This window comes from Caballeronia sp. BR00000012568055 (assembly GCF_029439455.1).
Taxonomy (GTDB): domain Bacteria; phylum Pseudomonadota; class Gammaproteobacteria; order Burkholderiales; family Burkholderiaceae; genus Caballeronia.
The window spans coordinates 1-17,269 of sequence record NZ_JAQFVG010000245.1 but is presented as its reverse complement, the minus strand read 5'-3'; the positions used below and the strand labels follow the sequence as shown (position 1 = coordinate 17,269).

The following is a 17,269-nucleotide window of genomic DNA, read 5'->3' as shown; positions in this document are numbered from 1 at the left end:
ATCCTCAACCCTGTCTGGCGCATCTGACTGCGCGCCTGATTACGCGGTAAGCGCTTCGGACGACGCATGATGCGCGTGCCCGCCGACGAGACAATGCTTGTGCTCGACGTGATATTCGAATTCGTTCCAGAAGTGCTTGAGCATGCCGCGCACTGGCATGGCTGCGGCATCGCCGAGCGCGCAGATGGTGCGGCCCATGATGTTTTCCGCGACCGAGTTCAGCAGATCCAGATCTTCCTTGCGCCCGAGACCGTGCTCGATACGATGCACCACGCGATACAGCCAGCCCGTACCTTCACGGCAAGGCGTGCACTGACCGCACGACTCTTCGTAATAGAAGTACGACAGACGCAGCAGCGAGCGCACCATGCACCGCGTTTCGTTCATGACGATGACCGCGCCCGAGCCCAGCATGGACCCTTGCTTGGCGATCGAATCGTAGTCCATGTCGGTGGCGAGCATGGCTTCGCCCGGAATCACCGGAGCCGACGATCCACCGGGAATCACCGCCTTGATCGACTGGCCGCGCACGCCGCCTGCCAGTTCCATCAGCGTGGCGAACGGCGTGCCGAGCGGAACTTCGTAATTGCCGGGACGGTTCACATCGCCCGCTACGGAGAAGATCTTCGTGCCGCCGTTGTTCGGCTTGCCAATTTCGAGGTAATTCTGCGGGCCGATTTCCAGCAGGAACGGCACCGCGGCGAACGTCTCGGTGTTGTTGATGGTAGTCGGCTTGCCATACACGCCGAAGCTCGCCGGGAACGGCGGCTTGAAGCGCGGCTGACCCTTCTTGCCTTCCAGCGATTCAAGCAGCGCGGTTTCTTCACCGCAGATATACGCGCCGTAACCGTGATGCGCATGCAGCTCGAACGAGAAACCGGAGCCGAGAATGTTCGCGCCGAGATAACCGGCCGCGCGCGCTTCTTCCAGCGCCGCTTCGAACACGCGATAGACCTCGAAGATCTCGCCGTGAATGTAGTTGTAGCCGACGGTAATGCCCATGGCGTACGCGCCGATGGCCATGCCTTCGATCAGCGCATGCGGATTCCAGCGCAGGATGTCGCGATCCTTGAATGTGCCCGGCTCGCCCTCGTCCGAATTGCAGACGAGATACTTCTGCCCCGGAAACTGACGCGGCATGAAGCTCCACTTCAGGCCGGTCGGGAAGCCCGCACCGCCACGGCCGCGCAGACCCGACGCCTTGACGTCGGCAATCACCTGCTCGGCCGGAATCTTTTCTTCGAGAATGCGGCGCAGTTGCTTGTAGCCACCGCGCGCAACGTAATCTTCGAGATGCCAGTTCTCGCCGTTGAGGCCGGCGAGGATCAGTGGCTTGATGTGACGATCGTGGAGAGACGTCATTTCGAAAGTTCCTCGATCAACTGGTCGATCTTCTCGCGGCTCAGGAAGCTGCACATGCGGTGATTGTTCACCAGCACGACAGGCGCATCGCCGCACGCGCCGAAACACTCGCCTTCCTTCAGCGTGAATTTGCCGTCGGGCGTGGTTTCGCCGAAATCGATGCCAAGTTTCTGCTTCAGATATTCCGCCGCGCTATCCGAACCACCGTCCGGACCAAGCTGGCAAGGCAGGTTCGTGCAGAGCGTGATCTTGTGCTTGCCGACCGGCTTCAGTTCGAACATGGTGTAGAACGTAGCGACTTCCTGTACCGCGACAGGCGGCATGCTCAGGTAATCAGCCACGAACTGCATGATGTCGGGCGAGAGCCAACCATGCTCGTCCTGGGCAACAGCCAATGCCGCCATCACCGCCGACTGCTTCTGCTCGCGCGGATATTTCGCAACACAGCGATCGATTTCTTTCAGGCCTTCAGCTGAGATCATTTTCAGACACGACTCTTTCAATTCCTACCGAACGAAAACCTGCCGCACACTTCGTTTGCAGCAGACCTGGCGTCCTGCGGTTTCCTGTTATTGCTTCTGCGCTTCGGTGCGCGGCGGCGCTTTCTGTCGCGCCCCGCACAAGCGATCGAATGTCTTCAGCGATCGATCTCGCCGAACACGATGTCCTGCGTCCCGATGATCGTCACGGCATCCGCGATCATGTGGCCGCGCGCCATTTCGTCGAGCGCTGCAAGGTGCGCATAGCCCGGCGCGCGAATCTTCAAGCGATACGGCTTGTTCGCGCCGTCCGACACCAGATAGATGCCGAACTCGCCCTTCGGATGCTCGACGGCCGCGTACGTTTCGCCTTCAGGCACATGGAAACCTTCGGTGAAGAGCTTGAAGTGGTGAATCAGCTCTTCCATGTTGCTCTTCATGCCGACGCGCTTGGGCGGCGCAACCTTGTGATTATCGACCATCACAGGGCCGGGATTCTTGCGCAGCCACTCAATACACTGTTTGGCGATGCGAACGGACTGACGCATTTCTTCGACACGCACCAGATAACGGTCGTAGCAATCGCCATTCACGCCAACCGGAATATCGAAGTCGAGCTGGTCATACACTTCGTAAGGCTGCTTTTTGCGCAAATCCCATTCGATGCCCGAGCCGCGCAGCATCGCGCCGCTCAAGCCCATCTGCAGCGCGCGCTCCGGACTTACCACGCCGATACCGACCAGACGCTGCTTCCAGATACGGTTGTCGGTGAGCAGCGTTTCATACTCATCAACACAGCCCGGAAAGCGCGTGAAGAAGTCGTCGATAAAGTCGAGCAGCGAACCCTGGCGCGTCTCGTTCATCTTGTCGAGCGCCTTCGCATTGCGAATCTTGGACGCCTTGTATTGCGGCATTGCGTCAGGCAGATCGCGATACACGCCGCCCGGACGATAGTACGCCGCGTGCATACGCGCGCCGGACACTGCCTCGTACACATCCATCAGATCTTCGCGCTCGCGGAACGCGTAGAGGAACACCGCCATTGCGCCGACGTCGAGCGCGTGCGAGCCGATCCACATCAGGTGGTTCAGCACGCGCGTGATTTCGTCGAACAGCACGCGGATGTACTTCGCGCGAATCGGTACGTCGATGCCGAGCAGCTTTTCGATCGCCAATACATAGCCGTGCTCGTTCACCATCATCGACACATAGTCGAGACGGTCCATGTACGGCACGGATTGAATGAAGGTCTTGGTTTCCGCGAGCTTCTCGGTCGCGCGATGCAGCAGACCGATGTGCGGATCGGCGCGCTGAATGACTTCGCCGTCGAGTTCGAGCACGAGGCGCAACACGCCGTGCGCTGCAGGGTGCTGCGGGCCGAAGTTCAGCGTGTAATTCTTGATCTCTGCCATGGCGCTCTCTTAATGTTTCAGACCGCCGTAGCGATCTTCGCGGATCACGCGCGGCGTGATTTCGCGCGGTTCGATCGTCACGGGCTGATACACGACGCGTTTCTCTTCCGGGTCGTAGCGCATTTCGACGTAGCCGGAAATCGGGAAGTCCTTGCGGAACGGATGGCCGATAAAGCCGTAGTCCGTCAGGATGCGGCGCAGGTCCGGATGGCCTTCGAACACGATGCCGTACAGGTCGAACGCTTCGCGCTCGTACCAGTTCGCCGAGGTCCAGATATCGACCACCGACGGCACGATAGGCACTTCGTCGTCCGGAGCAAATACGCGAACGCGAAGACGCCAGTTGTTCGTAATGGAGAGAAGATGCAGCACCGCGGCGAAACGCGGGCCTTCGTAGACGCCGTCGCCGTAGGTCGAGTAATCGACGCCGCACAGGTCCATCACCTGCTCGAAACCGAGCGAGCGATCGTCGCGCAGTTGCTTGCAGACGTCCAGATAGTTTGCCGCCTTGACGACAACCGTCAACTGCCCCAGCGACTCGGTGATGCTCTGAAGACGGCCGCCAAATGCCGTCTCGAGCTTAGCTTTGAGGGTCTCGAGTTTGCTTGCCATAGTTGGGGAGGCTTGAGCCCTTACTGACGGGCGATGGTGTTGGTGCGGCGAATCTTCGCCTGCAACTGGATCACGCCGTAGACCAGCGCTTCGGCGGTCGGGGGACAGCCGGGGACGTAGACATCGACGGGAACAATCCGGTCGCAGCCACGCACGACGGAATACGAATAGTGATAGTAGCCGCCGCCGTTCGCACACGAGCCCATGGAGATCACCCAGCGTGGCTCGGCCATCTGGTCATAGACCTTGCGCAGTGCGGGCGCCATCTTGTTGCACAGCGTGCCGGCAACGATCATGACGTCCGACTGACGCGGACTCGGGCGGAACACCACACCGAAACGGTCCAGGTCATAGCGGGCCGCGCCCGCGTGCATCATCTCGACCGCGCAGCATGCAAGCCCGAACGTCATCGGCCACAGGGAGCCGGTGCGCGTCCAGTTGATCAGCTTGTCAGCCGTGGTGGTGACAAAGCCTTCCTTCAAGACCCCTTCGATACTCATTTGTTTTCACTCCAGATGAGCGGTCAGCCAAGGCCGCTCATGAATCCGGTGATTTTTCCCGTTACTCCCAGTCCAACCCGCCTTTTCTCCAGATGTAGGCAAAGCCGAGCAGGAATTCGAGCAGAAAGATCATCATTGCCATGAAGCCGGGCCAGCCGATATCGCGCAGGGCAACGCCCCACGGAAACAGGAACGCGGTTTCGAGGTCGAAAATGATGAAAAGAATTGCGACGAGATAGTAACGCACATCGAACTTCATACGCGCGTCTTCGAACGCTTCGAAGCCGCATTCGTACGGCGCGTTCTTCTCGGTGTCGGGCTTGTTCGGACCGAGGATCTTGCCGATGCTGATCAACGCAATACCTAAACCAAGGCCCACCAAAAGAAACAAGAAGACGGGGTAATAGGGTGCGAGGTTCAAGGCTATCCTCTGATCGGTAGTGTAGGTCTGTTGTTGATTGGGCACTTCTGCCGGGACAACCACCCGGCACCGGGATCGATCTGAGATCAAGCCCGAAATCACTTGGGACCGCTCACTATACCAACGAATACGTAAGGGTACTCCAGAAGTGACAATGCCAGCCGAAGCGATGCAAGCGGCTGGCATTGGATAACTTTTGGTGCCGACGGCGAGACTCGAACTCGCACAGCTTTCGCCACTACCCCCTCAAGATAGCGTGTCTACCAATTTCACCACGTCGGCACTGCACTGCAATCCGGGAAAACAACTTCTAAATCGCCGCGAATCGCTTCAAGACTTGAATTATAACTAGCCGCTGTGAATTGTTCAACGCACAAAAAGCGGAAAAGGCGAAAAATTTGTCTTGGCTTACTTCGGCACGTCCGAACCCGGCGCCGAGGATACAACCGGTGCCGAAGCGGGCGCCGAGCCGGCATTCGCTGCTGCCGGTGCGGATGTCGGCACAGGTGCCGAACCGAGCACGCCGGCAGAAACCTGCGGCTTGTAGCTGCCGATGTACGTCAACGCAAGCGTCGTCACGAAGAACACGGCTGCGAGAATAGCCGTCGTGCGTGACAGGAAGTTGGCGGAACCCGTCGCACCGAACAGACTGCCCGATGCGCCACTGCCGAACGCCGCGCCCATATCCGCGCCCTTGCCGTGTTGCAGCAGCACAAGCCCGATCACACCCAACGCCGACAACAACTGGACGACGATAATCAAAGTCTTCAAATACAGCATTTCAACTCACCTAAACTTGATGTTTCCGTGACACTCGCGTGTCGCAATAGTCGCTCTCTTCCGTTGCTCAGGCCGCTTTTTGCAGAACGGTCTGTGCAGCCTGGCAGATCGCGAGAAAATCTTTCGACTTGAGCGACGCGCCGCCAATCAGCCCGCCGTCGATATCTTGTTGCCCGAACAATTCCTGTGCGTTTTCCGGCTTCACACTGCCGCCGTATAGAATCAGCACGTTTGCCACCGATGCGCCCTTTGCGGCCAGCTTGCCGCGCAGGAACGCATGCACTTCCTGAGCTTGCGCCGCCGTCGCGCTCTGACCCGTGCCGATGGCCCACACCGGTTCGTAAGCGATCACGATGCGCGCCGCCTGCTCTTCCGTCAACACAGTCAACACCGCGTCAAGCTGCGTGGCGATGACTTCCTGCGTCAGCCCTTCGTCGCGCTCTTCGAGCGTTTCGCCGACACAGACGATGGGCGTCAATCCCGCATCCAACGCGCGCCGCGCTTTCTCAGCGATCAGTTCCGGCCCTTCGAAGTGATACGCGCGCCGCTCCGAGTGCCCGACGATCGCGTAAGTCGAACCGAAGTCCGTCGCCATATCCGCAGCGACTTCGCCGGTGTACGCGCCATGCGCATGTGCCGATACATCCTGCACGCCCCAGCGCACGACCGATCCGCTCAGCAGCGCCTGCGCTTGCCCCACGTAAGGAAACGGCACGCAGACGCCGACGTACACATCGTTCTGCAAAGCCGATGCACCGGCAGCGACCTCGGTCAGCAAACCCGCATTGACATCGATGCGGCCATGCATCTTCCAGTTACCCACCACCAGTTTCGCTCGTTCTCTGGACATAAGTCTCGCCACTCGGCGGCGGCTTCAGTGAACCGCCCTGTTTATTGGAATGAACCGCTGGGACCAGCTAACTGCTTGCAAAACAGGCGATTTTACTGTGATACCGCGAAACCGGTCAAACCGCCGAAACCGATCGCGCAACAATGACTGCGTGTTCAGCCTGCGTCTTCCCAGTCCAGCACGATCTTGCCGACGTGCGTACTGCTTTCCATCAGCGAGTGCGCAGCGGCGGCTTCGCTGGCCGGAAACACTTGATGAATCACCGGCTTGATGCGCCCCGCTTCGATTTCCGGCCACACGCGCTCTTTCAGCTTCGCTGCGAGTTTCGCCTTGAACGCCACCGGACGCGGCCGCAACGTCGAGCCGGTAATGACGAGCCGGCGACGCAGAATATCGTTCAGATTGATTTCTGCTTTCGCGCCGCCCAGCAACGCGATCACGCAAATACGACCGCCATCGGCGAGTGATTTCAGTTCGCGCGGCAGATAATCGCCTGCGACCATATCGAGAATCACATCGACACCACGATCGTTCGTGAGCGAGCGCACCACTTCGACGAAATCCTCCGTCTTGTAGTTGATCGCGCGCTCTGCGCCGAGCGCTTCGCACGCGCGGCATTTTTCATCGCTGCCAGCCGTCGCGAACACGCGATGCCCGAGCGCCTTCGCAATCTGAATCGCCGTCACGCCGATACCGCTCGATCCGCCCTGCACCAGCAGCGTCTCTTCCTCGCCGTTCTCGCCCGCACCGAGATGCGCGCGCTCGAACACGTTGCTCCACACTGTGAAGAACGTCTCCGGCAGCGATGCCGCCTCAATATCCGTCAGCCCTTGCGGCACCGGCAAACACTGCTCCAGCGGCGCGACAGCATATTCGGCATAACCACCGCCCGCGAGCAACGCGCACACGCGATCGCCCTTCTTCAGCCCGAACGGATTGTGCTTCGGATCGAAATCGCCATCGACGATCTCGCCCGCCACTTCCAGCCCCGGCAAATCCGATGCCCCCGGCGGCGGCGCATACGCGCCCTTGCGCTGAAACACATCCGGACGATTCACGCCCGATGCCGCCACTTTGATCAGCACTTCGTTTTTGCCCGGCGCGGGCGTCGGGCGTTCGCCCAGTTTCAAGACTTCGGGTGCGCCAAATTCGGTGATTTCGACGGCCTTCATATCCTCTCCTGGATGCACGCGTGCTGCGTCTGGACTATTTCGAACCCGATGGCACTGTGTACGCGAAGCACACCACAGTGCCATCGAGTCCGACGATGCGTCCGACATAGACTAGCCGGACGAGCGTCAGACAAGAAAACGGCCGGCTCGCAAGCGCGGCCGGCCGTCACCACCTTAACGCATTACTGCTGCGGCTGCGTCGGTTCCGTCGATGCGGCGGCTTCGTTCAGCAGCGCCTTGGCCGACAGACGCACGCGGCCCTTCTCGTCCGTCTGAATGACCTTGACCTTCACGACCTGGCCTTCCTTCAGGTAATCGTTGATGTCCTTCACGCGCTCGTTGACGATCTCCGAGATATGCAGCAGACCGTCCTTGCCCGGCAGGATATTCACGATCGCGCCGAAGTCGAGCAGCTTGAGCACCGGGCCTTCGTAGACTTGGCCGACTTCCACTTCAGCCGTGATGTTCTCGATACGCTTCTTCGCTTCCGCCATGCCTTCCGCGCTGGTGCTCGCGATCGTCACGACGCCATCGTCCGAAATGTCGATGGTCGTGCCCGTCTCTTCCGTCAGCGCGCGGATCACCGAACCGCCCTTGCCGATCACGTCGCGGATCTTTTCCGGGTTGATCTTGATGGTGATCATGCGCGGCGCGTAGTCCGACAGTTCCGTGTTCGTGGTCGGCACGGCTTCGGTCATCTTGCCGAGGATATGCATACGGCCTTCCTTCGCCTGCGCGAGCGCGACCTGCATGATTTCCTTGGTGATGCCCTGAATCTTGATGTCCATCTGCAGCGCGGTCACGCCTTGCGCCGTGCCGGCCACCTTGAAGTCCATGTCGCCGAGGTGATCTTCGTCCCCCAGGATGTCAGTCAGAACCGCGAACTTATTGCCTTCGAGGATCAGGCCCATCGCGATACCCGCGACGTGCGCCTTCATCGGCACGCCGGCGTCCATCAGCGCGAGGCAGCCGCCGCACACGGAAGCCATCGACGAGGAACCATTCGATTCCGTGATTTCCGACACCACGCGGATCGAGTAACCGAATTCGTCGGCGCTCGGCAGGCATGCGACCAGCGCGCGCTTGGCCAGACGGCCGTGGCCGATTTCACGACGCTTCGGCGAGCCCACGCGGCCCGTTTCGCCCGTTGCGAACGGCGGCATGTTGTAGTGAAGCATGAAGCGCTCGCGGTATTCGCCTTCGAGTGCGTCGATGCTTTGTTCATCGCCCTTCGTGCCAAGCGTCGCGACGACCAGCGCCTGCGTCTCACCACGCGTGAACAGCGCCGAGCCGTGCGTACGCGGCAGCACGCCGGTACGGATTTCGATCGGACGAACCGTGCGCGTGTCGCGGCCATCGATACGCGGCTCGCCGTTCAGAATCTGCGTACGGACGATCTTCGCTTCGATATCGAACAGCACGTTGCCGACCGAAGCCTTGTCCGCTGCAACCGTGCCGCTCGCGGCAGCGTCTTCTTCCAGCTTAGCCGACGTCGCTGCGTAGACTTCCTTCAGCTTGGTCGAACGCGCCGTTTTGTTGCGCAGTTGATAAGCCGCTTCGAGTTCCGTCTGAGCGATCGCCGTGACGCGCGAGATCAGCTCTTCGTTCTTCGGCGCCGGCTTCCAGTCCCATTCCGGCTTGCCGCCTTCGCGCACCAGTTCGTGGATCGCGTCGATGGCGGTTTGCATTTGCTCGTGGCCGAACACGACCGCGCCGAGCATCACTTCTTCCGACAACTGCTGCGCTTCCGATTCGACCATCAGCACCGCGCGTTCCGTACCGGCGACGACCAGATCCAGCGCCGATTCCTTCATCTGCGCGCGCGTCGGGTTCAGCACGTATTCGTTGTTCAGATAAGCCACACGCGCCGCGCCGACCGGACCGTTGAACGGCAGACCCGACACAGCCAAAGCAGCCGATGCGCCGATTAGCGCCGGAATATCAGCCGGAATCTCCGGATTCAGCGAAATGACGTGAATCACGACCTGGACTTCGTTGTAGAAGCCTTCCGGGAACAGCGGACGCAACGGACGGTCGATCAGGCGCGAAATCAGCGTTTCGCCTTCCGACGGACGGCCTTCGCGACGGAAGAAGCCGCCCGGAATCTTGCCGGCGGCGTAGGTCTTTTCGAGGTAATCGACGGTCAGCGGGAAGAAGTCCTGACCCGGCTTGGCGGTCTTCGCGCCAACAACGGTCGCGAGCACGACGGTATCTTCGACATCGACGATCACCGCGCCGCTTGCCTGACGAGCGATCTCGCCCGTTTCGAGGCGAACATTATGTTGGCCCCACTTAAATTCTTTGACGATCTTATTGAACATTGACATTGTGACTCCTTCTTCATGTGCGCCAGCGACGCCACATGGCGACACCGGCGGGACGATCGCGAGCCACGCTTGAGAGGTGTGTTATGCCATTCCAGCGCGGCACTGAATGATGCTGATGTGCGCGCCGCGCTGGAATGACACAAAGCTCCGCTGCGAGGCTGGACCGGGTGACTTCATCCGGGTAAAACTTATCTACTGCCGCAGAAACGGACCGAACCACGATCCGTCACCACTTCACGACTCAAACGCGCAAAAACAAAGTGCCTGTATCAGCGGACTGACACAGGCACTTCGTATTAAAACCGGCCGAGTGGAGCCAATTACTTGCGCAGACCCAGCTTTTCGATCAGCGAGCGATAACGATCTGCGTCCTTGCCCTTCAGGTAGTCGAGCAGCTTACGACGACGGCTCACCATGCGCAGCAGACCGCGGCGGCTGTGGTGATCCTTCGAGTGTGCCTTGAAGTGGAGCGTCAGTTCGTTGATGCGGCTCGTGAGCAGTGCGACTTGCACTTCGGGAGAGCCGGTGTCATTGGTGCCGCGCGCGTATTCGGCGACGATATCGGACTTCTTGATTTCTGCTACGGACATTTGCTGTTCCTTTGAATCTACAGGCGGTCACGGAAGAAAGGCCGTGCCGTGGTTGTTGCTGAAAAAATGGGCTTTAATTCAAGCCCTTATGCTAATTTACAACTCCGAAATCGGACCAGGCCGAAAACGAAGCGCGAAGTATAGCACAGTGCGGTGTCTCTTTGACTGCCTTCCGGTTCTATGGGCGCGTCATCTTGCAGGTCGTCGGCTGGGCGGTTTTCGCGGCGGGGATGTCGAGGAGCGTGTGGAAACCGTAGCCTGAGCCTTCGTTGTCGAAAGTCACGCCGGGCGTACCCGCTTTGTCCATCTCCATCACGTATAGGGGCTGGATCAGTTGATGATCTTCCGCGCGCATCGTCGAGGGGTGGAAACCTTCGCCGTCGAATTTCATACCTTCCAGCGTGCGCGCGACTTTCAGCGGATCGGCGCTTTGCGCGCGAGTCATGGCCGCTGCGAGCATTTCGACCATCAGCGGCATGCGCGCCACCAGATAATCGTCCGATGCGGCCGGATAGCGCGCCCGGAACGCGCGATAGTACGCGTCGGACGCCGCGCCGCCCGCGTTCGGATGCCAGTCCGCGACCGCGATCACGCGCTTCACGCCGGCATCGCCGAGTGCTGCGGGTGCGCCGAGGCTGTTGCCGTAGAACGTATAGAACTTCGTGTCGAGGCCCTGTTCGCGTGCGGCTTTCACCAGCAGCGTGAGATCGTTGCCCCAGTTGCCGGTGATCACCGCGTCCGCGCCGCTCGCGCGAATCTTGGCGATGTAAGGCGCGAAATCTTTCACCTTACCGATCGGATGAAACTCGTCGCCTGCAATGGCGATATCCGGCCGCTTTTCCCTGATCGCGCGCTGCGCCTCGCGGCTCACATCGTGACCGAAGCTGTAGTCCTGATTCAGCAGATACACCCTCTTTACCGCGCGATCCTGCTTGAGCGCATCGGCGAGTGCGTCCATGCGCATGCCCGCGTGGGCATCGAAACGAAAGTGCCAGAAACTGCACGATGCGTTGGTTAGCGCGGGATCGTCGGCCGAGTAGTTGAGGAACACGACGCGCCGACCCGGTTCGCGCGCGTTTTGCTTGTCGACCGCCGCCACGAGCGCCGCCGCGACTGCCGAACTGTTGCCCTGCATCACAAAGCCGATTTTGTCGTCGATGGCCGCACGCAGTTGCACCAGGCTTGCCTCACTGCTGCCCTTCCCGTCGAGCACGACGAGTTCGAGCGGATGCATGCCATCGGCTAATTTCACTCCGCCCTTCGCGTTCACGCGCTCGATGCCGAAGCGCAGATTGCGCTCGACCATCGCGCCGGCGTTGGCGAACGGGCCGGACATGCCTTCGATCAACGCGAGTTTCACGGGTGGCAAATCGGCGGCTTGGACGCGCGATACAAGCGCCACCATCGCGATCAGGCATGCGGTCAGCCGAAACCATCGCTTGGACATCGATTTATCTTTTGATGTTGAGGGAAGCGCGGATCATAGCCCGATATGCGCGAATGTCGCGGCATTCCGGCGAATGTTTTAGGCCGCGCGCGTGTCAAAATCACATCAAATGTTCATCGAATGAAATCAGTACGCGGAGGCTTCAATGCTGCATCGAACCAAACAACTGCGTAGCGCGCTTGCGGGCGTGAGCGTCGCACTGTTGCTGTCGGCTTGCGTGCAGCCGTGGCAAGCCGTGCCGCCGGGCGCGGACGCGTCGGCGTTGACGGCGCGGCTCGGGCCGCCGCGCGAAATCTATGACTTGCCCGACGGCGGCAAACGGCTGATGTGGCCGACGCAACCGCTCGGCGAAGTCACCACCGCCGCCGATGTCGATTCGTCCGGCAAGATCGTCAACGTGCGTCAGGTGCTCGACGAAAACGAGTTCTACAAGGCGCAGATCGGCGTGTGGACAAAGAAAGACGTGCTGGTGAATTTCGGCCGTCCGGTCGAAACGTCTTACTTTCCGCTAATGAAGCGCGAGGTCTGGACGTATCGCTACATGGAGGCGAACATCTGGTACATGATGTACAGCTTTTATTTCGACGATCAGGGCATCGTCAGGCTGACGCAGAAGACGCCTGATCCGCTGCATGATCCGGATCGACGCAACATGTTCTAAAACGACAAAAGCCCTCGAATCGAGGGCTTTTGCTTTAAACGTCGATGAGGTCGATGAAAATCAAAGCTGCGGGTTGAGCTTTTCGACCTTCGAATGCAGCTTGTTCAACGCCGCGATATACGCCTTGGCCGATGCCGCGACGATATCCGGGTCCGTGCCCACGCCATTCACAATCCGTCCGCTCTTCGACAAGCGCACCGTCACTTCGCCCTGCGCCTGCGTGCCGGTGGTGATCGCGTTGACCGAGTACAGCACCAGCTCCGCGCCGCTTTCGACCTTCGATTCGATCGCGTGAAGCGTGGCATCGACCGGACCGTTGCCGCGTGCTTCGCCGGTCAATTCGGTGCCTTCCACTGCGAACACGACCTTGGCCTGCGGCTGCTCGCCGGTTTCCGAATGCTGCTTCAGCGACACGAAACGGAAGTGTTCCTTCGCCTGCGCTTCCGCCGATTCCTCGGAGACGATCTGCATGATGTCTTCATCGAAGATTTCGGCTTTGCGGTCCGCGAGTTCCTTGAAGCGCGCGAACGCGGCGTTCACGTCGGCTTCGGATTCGAGCGTCACGCCGAGTTCTTCAAGACGCTGCTTGGACGCGTTACGGCCCGACAACTTGCCGAGCACGATCTTGTTCGCGCTCCAGCCCACGTCTTCCGCGCGCATGATTTCGTACGTGTCGCGGGCCTTCAACACGCCGTCCTGGTGAATGCCCGACGCGTGCGCAAACGCGTTCGCGCCGACCACGGCCTTGTTTGGCTGCACGACAAAACCCGTGATCTGCGATACCAGCTTGGACGTCGGCACGATCTGCGACGTATCGATACCCAGATCCAGCCCGAAATAATCCTTGCGCGTCTTCACCGCCATCACGATTTCTTCGAGCGACGTATTGCCCGCGCGCTCGCCGAGACCGTTGATCGTGCATTCGACCTGACGCGCGCCGCCGATCTGCACGCCCGCCAGCGAGTTCGCCACGGCCATGCCGAGGTCATCGTGACAGTGAACCGACCACACGGCTTTGTCCGAATTCGGCACGCGCTCACGCAGCGTCTTGACGAGGTTGCCGTACATCTCCGGCACGCCGTAACCGACCGTATCCGCGATATTGATGGTGCGCGCGCCTTCGCTGATCACCGCTTCCAGCACGCGGCACAGAAAGTCGATATCCGAACGGCTGCCGTCTTCCGGCGAAAACTCGACATCGTCCGTGAACTTGCGCGCGAAGCGCACCGCGAGACGCGATTGCTCCAGCACCTGTTCCGGCGACATGCGCAGCTTCTTCTCCATATGCAGCGCGGACGTCGCGATAAACGTATGGATACGGAACTGATTTGCAGGCTTGAGCGCATCGGCGGCGCGCTGGATGTCTTTGTCGTTCGCGCGGGCCAGCGAGCAGACCGTGCTGTCCTTGATCATCGAAGCGATGGTGTGGATGGCATCGAAATCGCCGTTCGAGCTGGCGGCGAAGCCCGCTTCGATCACATCGACCTTCATGCGCTCCAGCTGCTTCGCGATGCGGATTTTCTCTTCCTTCGTCATCGAAGCGCCGGGGGATTGCTCGCCGTCGCGCAAGGTCGTATCGAAAATGATCAACTTGTCTGATGCCATGTCGGGCTCCTGTGGGGAGATTTATCGCTTAGTTGGAAGTGTAGATGGGAAAAGCAAAAGGGAATCCGGGTGTTCGCGCCACCGCTGGCGTCGAAAACCTTCTTGAACGAGCAGACGGGAGGCGAGACAGATCAGCGCGGTAGGCGCGCTAGTAGCGATAGCGCGCCTAGGAGCGCACCAGCCGGGAACAGCGAGAAGGGGAACGAGAAAAAGTTCATTCGGCGAATATAGCGGCTTTTAGGAACGCACGCAATGAGGCTTTCCGATCGTGCCGATTGACGGCGCTTGCTGCCTGGTTTGCTGCCTGATTTTTCCTATAGTCAGCGATAGAAAAGCAAAAAGCCTGCATCCCAATGGAGTGCAGGCTTTTCGATATGACGCGTACGACGCTTACTGACCGATCGTGGCGCTCACGCGCTGACGCAGGTCGCTGCCGTCGTTGAACTGTGCGTTCTCGATACGGCGCGCACCCTGAAAGCGCTTTTCCCAGTAGCCGTCGTCCATATCATCGACGCGGATCGTGCTGCCGGTGGACGGCGAATGCACGAACTTGTTGTCGCCGATATAAATGCCGACGTGCGAGAACGAGCGGCGCATCGTGTTGAAGAACACGAGATCGCCCGGCTTCAGATCACTCACGGTGACCTTTTCGCCGACACGACTCATTTCTTCGGCGCGGCGCGGCAACGTCATGCCAAGCGTGTCCTGAAACACGTAGCGTACGAAACCGCTGCAATCGAGGCCGGAATCCGGAGTGTTGCCGCCCCAGCGATAGCGCACGCCGATCATATTGAGCGCGCCGACGACCACGTCGCCTGCCTTGCTCGCCACGCCGGACAGAAACGACTTCGCGCCACTTTGTGTGGCCGGTGCGTCTGCGCTGACTGTTACGTCGCTGGATCTGTAAGAGAGGGTGCCATTGCTGGCATTTTGGCTATTACTGCTGACTTCGTCGGCGAACGCGCCGGAAGCTGTTGTCATCAGAAGGCCGATCAACATGCTGGCGGCGACCCGCGCGCATGTTTGCGTCATTTTTAGTGGCTGCATCGGTCGGTAGGTTTTACAATTAAAATCAGATAAATCAGGGAGATACGTGAAAGTTTGAACGCATACTAGCCACAAATTATTTAACTGTCAAAAGAAATAGGAAAATACAATTGAGCGCGACACCCAATTGACGAAAAAGAAAGATTTTTAGGAATCCAGTGCTGCCCGCAGAAGCTTCCTTGTGTAATCTTCTGAAGGGTTCGAAAAAATCTTCTCTACCTCGCCGGTCTCGACAACAATTCCATTTCTCATGACCGCAACGCGGTGCGCCATCGCGCCGATCACCTGTAAGTCGTGGCTAATAAACACGTATCCGAGATTGTGCTTCTTCTGAATGTCGGCTAAAAGAGCGAGAACTTGAGTCTGTATCGATACATCGAGTGCGCTGGTGGGTTCATCGAGTATCAGAATGCTGGGTTCGAGCACCAAGGCGCGCGCGATCGCAATGCGCTGCCGCTGACCGCCTGAGAACTCGTGCGGATAGCGTGTAAGCGCGGTCCGGTCCATTCCCACTTCCCGCAGCACCGCGACAACCTTGGCGTTCCGCGCGGCCGCATCCAGTTCCGGGCGATGCAGCGCCAGCCCTTCCCCCACGATCCGCTCCACCGTCTGCCGTGGCGATAGCGAGCTGAACGGGTCCTGAAACACCACTTGCAGATTCGAGCGCAGCACAGTCTTTTCGCGTCCGCGATAGTCACCGAGCGCGCGGCCCTGAAACTGCACCGTGCCGTTCGATGTGCGCTGCAAGCCGAGTAACGCCAGTGCCAGCGTCGATTTCCCCGATCCCGATTCCCCGACGATACCCAGCGTCTCGCCCTGCTTCACCGACAGCGTCACATCATCGACGGCTTTGAAGTGGCCGCGTTTGAACCAGCCTTCGAAGCCGGGCAAGCGCGTGGGGTAATCGACGGAAATGGCTTTGGCGTCGAGCAGAACGGGCGCGATCGGCAGCACGGGCAACACCGTGCGCTTCGGCTTGCTCTGCAACAGCCGCTGCGTGTAGGGATGCTGCGGCGACGTGAAAATCGACTCGACCGTGCCGCTTTCCACCAACACGCCCTTCTCCATCACCGCCACGCGCTCAGCGAAGCGCCGCACGAGGTTGAGATCATGCGTAATCAGCAGCACCGCCATGCCGCGCTTTTCGGCTTCGTCGCGCTGCAGTTCGAGCAGCAATTCGACGATCTGCGCGCGAATCGTCACGTCGAGCGCGGTGGTGGGTTCATCGGCGAGGAGAAGACGCGGACGGCACGCGAGCGCCATCGCGATCATCACGCGCTGACGCTGCCCGCCCGATAGCTGGTGCGGATAGCTATCGACGCGCCTTTGCGGCTCGGTGATGCCCGTGCGCTCCAGCAGCGCAATCGCACGCTGACGCGCCTCGCGCGGCGTCGCGCCATCGTGAAGCTGAATGGTTTCGCCGATCTGATCGCCGACCGTATAGAGCGGATTCAGCGCGGTCATCGGCTCCTGAAAGATCATCGCGATGTCGGAACCGCGCAGGCCGCGCATCTCGCGTTCGCTCTTGCCGAGCAACTCGTCGCCGCCGAAGCGGATCGAGCCGCTGAGTTCGGCGTCGCGGATCAGACGCAGGATCGACAGCGCGGTGACGCTCTTGCCCGAGCCGGATTCGCCGACCAGCGCGACGCGTTCGCCGGCGTTGATGTCGAGATTCACGCCATCGACGGCAAGCGTCTCGCCAAAGCGCACGCGCAGGTCTTTGATGGACAGCAACGGCTCGCTCACTGTCCGCCTCCCGCTTTCACGGCATCGGCGATGCGCGTGTCGAGCGCGTTGCGCAAGGCATCGCCCATAAAGGTGAGGAGCAGCAGCGTCGCGACCAGCACGCCGAAGGTGGACAGCGAGATCCACCAAGCATCGAGATTGGCCTTGCCTTGCGCGAGCAATTCACCAAGCGATGGCGTCGGTGACGGCACGCCGAGGCCGAGAAAATCGAGACTCGTCAGCGCGAGAATCGCCCCGCTCATGCGGAACGGCAGGAAC

16 protein-coding genes, 1 tRNA gene and 1 pseudogene are annotated in these 17,269 nt (G+C 60.0%); 1 reads left to right on the top strand and 17 read right to left on the bottom strand.

The window, feature by feature from the left end:
* Positions 1-39: 39 nt before the first annotated feature.
* The 13 genes from nuoF to P7F28_RS12520 all read right to left on the bottom strand — a co-directional run bounded on the left by nuoF (position 40) and on the right by P7F28_RS12520 (position 11,910).
* A complete protein-coding gene (gene nuoF, locus P7F28_RS12580; protein ID WP_277184816.1) occupies positions 40-1,362 on the bottom strand; it encodes an NADH-quinone oxidoreductase subunit NuoF in 1,323 nt (440 codons plus the stop codon).
* Positions 1,359-1,844, bottom strand: coding sequence for an NADH-quinone oxidoreductase subunit NuoE (gene nuoE / locus P7F28_RS12575; protein WP_277184815.1), 486 nt, complete (start codon positions 1,842-1,844; stop codon positions 1,359-1,361). Before nuoE ends, nuoF begins: the two co-directional genes overlap by 4 nt.
* 155 nt (positions 1,845-1,999) lie before the next feature.
* Positions 2,000-3,253 (bottom strand): NADH-quinone oxidoreductase subunit D, encoded by a 1,254-nt coding sequence (locus P7F28_RS12570; RefSeq protein WP_277184814.1) that lies wholly within the window; start codon positions 3,251-3,253, stop codon positions 2,000-2,002.
* A gap of 9 nt (positions 3,254-3,262) precedes the next feature.
* On the bottom strand, positions 3,263-3,865 hold the full coding sequence (locus tag P7F28_RS12565; RefSeq protein ID WP_277184813.1) for an NADH-quinone oxidoreductase subunit C: 603 nt from the start codon (positions 3,863-3,865) through the stop codon (positions 3,263-3,265).
* A gap of 20 nt (positions 3,866-3,885) precedes the next feature.
* On the bottom strand, positions 3,886-4,365 hold the full coding sequence (locus tag P7F28_RS12560) for an NADH-quinone oxidoreductase subunit B family protein (protein WP_006052903.1): 480 nt from the start codon (positions 4,363-4,365) through the stop codon (positions 3,886-3,888).
* 61 nt (positions 4,366-4,426) lie between these two features.
* Positions 4,427-4,786 carry an NADH-quinone oxidoreductase subunit A gene (locus tag P7F28_RS12555; RefSeq protein WP_277184812.1) on the bottom strand — a complete coding sequence of 120 codons (360 nt, stop codon included), beginning with the start codon at positions 4,784-4,786 and terminating at the stop codon, positions 4,427-4,429.
* Positions 4,787-4,983: 197 nt separating this feature from the next.
* Positions 4,984-5,068 (bottom strand) — tRNA-Leu (locus P7F28_RS12550).
* Between the two features lie 126 nt (positions 5,069-5,194).
* The gene (secG, locus tag P7F28_RS12545) at positions 5,195-5,566 is read right to left on the bottom strand and encodes a preprotein translocase subunit SecG (protein WP_277184811.1); all 372 of its coding nucleotides are present in this window, start codon (positions 5,564-5,566) and stop codon (positions 5,195-5,197) included.
* 67 nt (positions 5,567-5,633) lie between these two features.
* Positions 5,634-6,416 (bottom strand): triose-phosphate isomerase, encoded by a 783-nt coding sequence (gene tpiA, locus P7F28_RS12540; protein WP_277184810.1) that lies wholly within the window; start codon positions 6,414-6,416, stop codon positions 5,634-5,636.
* 155 nt (positions 6,417-6,571) lie between these two features.
* Positions 6,572-7,588: an NAD(P)H-quinone oxidoreductase gene (locus tag P7F28_RS12535; protein ID WP_277184809.1), complete on the bottom strand. Its 1,017-nt coding sequence runs from the start codon at positions 7,586-7,588 to the stop codon at positions 6,572-6,574.
* Positions 7,589-7,770: 182 nt separating this feature from the next.
* Positions 7,771-9,915: a polyribonucleotide nucleotidyltransferase gene (gene pnp, locus P7F28_RS12530; RefSeq protein WP_277184808.1), complete on the bottom strand. Its 2,145-nt coding sequence runs from the start codon at positions 9,913-9,915 to the stop codon at positions 7,771-7,773.
* A gap of 320 nt (positions 9,916-10,235) precedes the next feature.
* Positions 10,236-10,505 carry a 30S ribosomal protein S15 gene (rpsO, locus tag P7F28_RS12525; RefSeq protein ID WP_277184807.1) on the bottom strand — a complete coding sequence of 90 codons (270 nt, stop codon included), beginning with the start codon at positions 10,503-10,505 and terminating at the stop codon, positions 10,236-10,238.
* 178 nt (positions 10,506-10,683) lie between these two features.
* Complete coding sequence (locus tag P7F28_RS12520) at positions 10,684-11,910, bottom strand: branched-chain amino acid ABC transporter substrate-binding protein (protein WP_277184841.1); 1,227 nt, start codon at positions 11,908-11,910, stop codon at positions 10,684-10,686.
* Between the two features lie 187 nt (positions 11,911-12,097).
* On the opposite strand from P7F28_RS12520, the gene P7F28_RS12515 reads away from it, so the two are divergent.
* Entirely contained in the window at positions 12,098-12,613 is a 516-nt protein-coding gene (locus P7F28_RS12515; RefSeq protein ID WP_277184806.1) for a hypothetical protein, read from the top strand.
* Positions 12,614-12,673: 60 nt separating this feature from the next.
* Here P7F28_RS12515 and P7F28_RS12510 read toward each other — a convergent pair whose 3' ends face one another.
* From P7F28_RS12510 to P7F28_RS12495, 4 genes and pseudogenes are all read right to left on the bottom strand, one after another.
* Positions 12,674-14,218 (bottom strand): 2-isopropylmalate synthase, encoded by a 1,545-nt coding sequence (locus P7F28_RS12510; RefSeq protein WP_277184805.1) that lies wholly within the window; start codon positions 14,216-14,218, stop codon positions 12,674-12,676.
* A gap of 390 nt (positions 14,219-14,608) precedes the next feature.
* Complete coding sequence (locus P7F28_RS12505; RefSeq protein WP_277184804.1) at positions 14,609-15,265, bottom strand: C40 family peptidase; 657 nt, start codon at positions 15,263-15,265, stop codon at positions 14,609-14,611.
* 147 nt (positions 15,266-15,412) lie between these two features.
* Positions 15,413-17,011 carry an ABC transporter ATP-binding protein gene (locus tag P7F28_RS12500; RefSeq protein WP_277184803.1) on the bottom strand — a complete coding sequence of 533 codons (1,599 nt, stop codon included), beginning with the start codon at positions 17,009-17,011 and terminating at the stop codon, positions 15,413-15,415.
* Positions 17,008-17,269, bottom strand: a pseudogene (locus tag P7F28_RS12495) (ABC transporter permease); the annotation flags it as partial. The gene P7F28_RS12500 and the pseudogene P7F28_RS12495, both read right to left, overlap by 4 nt.

What these genes read in the sequence shown, in the direction of transcription:
- P7F28_RS12560 (WP_006052903.1), bottom strand. Translation starts at nt 4,365, where the DNA reads ATGAGTATCGAAGGGGTCTTGAAGGAAGGCTTTGTCACCACCACGGCT.
- P7F28_RS12535 (WP_277184809.1), bottom strand. Translation starts at nt 7,588, where the DNA reads ATGAAGGCCGTCGAAATCACCGAATTTGGCGCACCCGAAGTCTTGAAA.
- pnp (WP_277184808.1), bottom strand. Translation starts at nt 9,915, where the DNA reads ATGTCAATGTTCAATAAGATCGTCAAAGAATTTAAGTGGGGCCAACAT.
- tpiA (WP_277184810.1), bottom strand. Translation starts at nt 6,416, where the DNA reads ATGTCCAGAGAACGAGCGAAACTGGTGGTGGGTAACTGGAAGATGCAT.
- P7F28_RS12570 (WP_277184814.1), bottom strand. Translation starts at nt 3,253, where the DNA reads ATGGCAGAGATCAAGAATTACACGCTGAACTTCGGCCCGCAGCACCCT.
- nuoE (WP_277184815.1), bottom strand. Translation starts at nt 1,844, where the DNA reads ATGATCTCAGCTGAAGGCCTGAAAGAAATCGATCGCTGTGTTGCGAAA.
- nuoF (WP_277184816.1), bottom strand. Translation starts at nt 1,362, where the DNA reads ATGACGTCTCTCCACGATCGTCACATCAAGCCACTGATCCTCGCCGGC.
- P7F28_RS12510 (WP_277184805.1), bottom strand. Translation starts at nt 14,218, where the DNA reads ATGGCATCAGACAAGTTGATCATTTTCGATACGACCTTGCGCGACGGC.
- rpsO (WP_277184807.1), bottom strand. Translation starts at nt 10,505, where the DNA reads ATGTCCGTAGCAGAAATCAAGAAGTCCGATATCGTCGCCGAATACGCG.
- secG (WP_277184811.1), bottom strand. Translation starts at nt 5,566, where the DNA reads ATGCTGTATTTGAAGACTTTGATTATCGTCGTCCAGTTGTTGTCGGCG.
- P7F28_RS12505 (WP_277184804.1), bottom strand. Translation starts at nt 15,265, where the DNA reads ATGCAGCCACTAAAAATGACGCAAACATGCGCGCGGGTCGCCGCCAGC.
- P7F28_RS12565 (WP_277184813.1), bottom strand. Translation starts at nt 3,865, where the DNA reads ATGGCAAGCAAACTCGAGACCCTCAAAGCTAAGCTCGAGACGGCATTT.
- P7F28_RS12520 (WP_277184841.1), bottom strand. Translation starts at nt 11,910, where the DNA reads ATGGTGGCGCTTGTATCGCGCGTCCAAGCCGCCGATTTGCCACCCGTG.
- P7F28_RS12515 (WP_277184806.1), top strand. Translation starts at nt 12,098, where the DNA reads ATGCTGCATCGAACCAAACAACTGCGTAGCGCGCTTGCGGGCGTGAGC.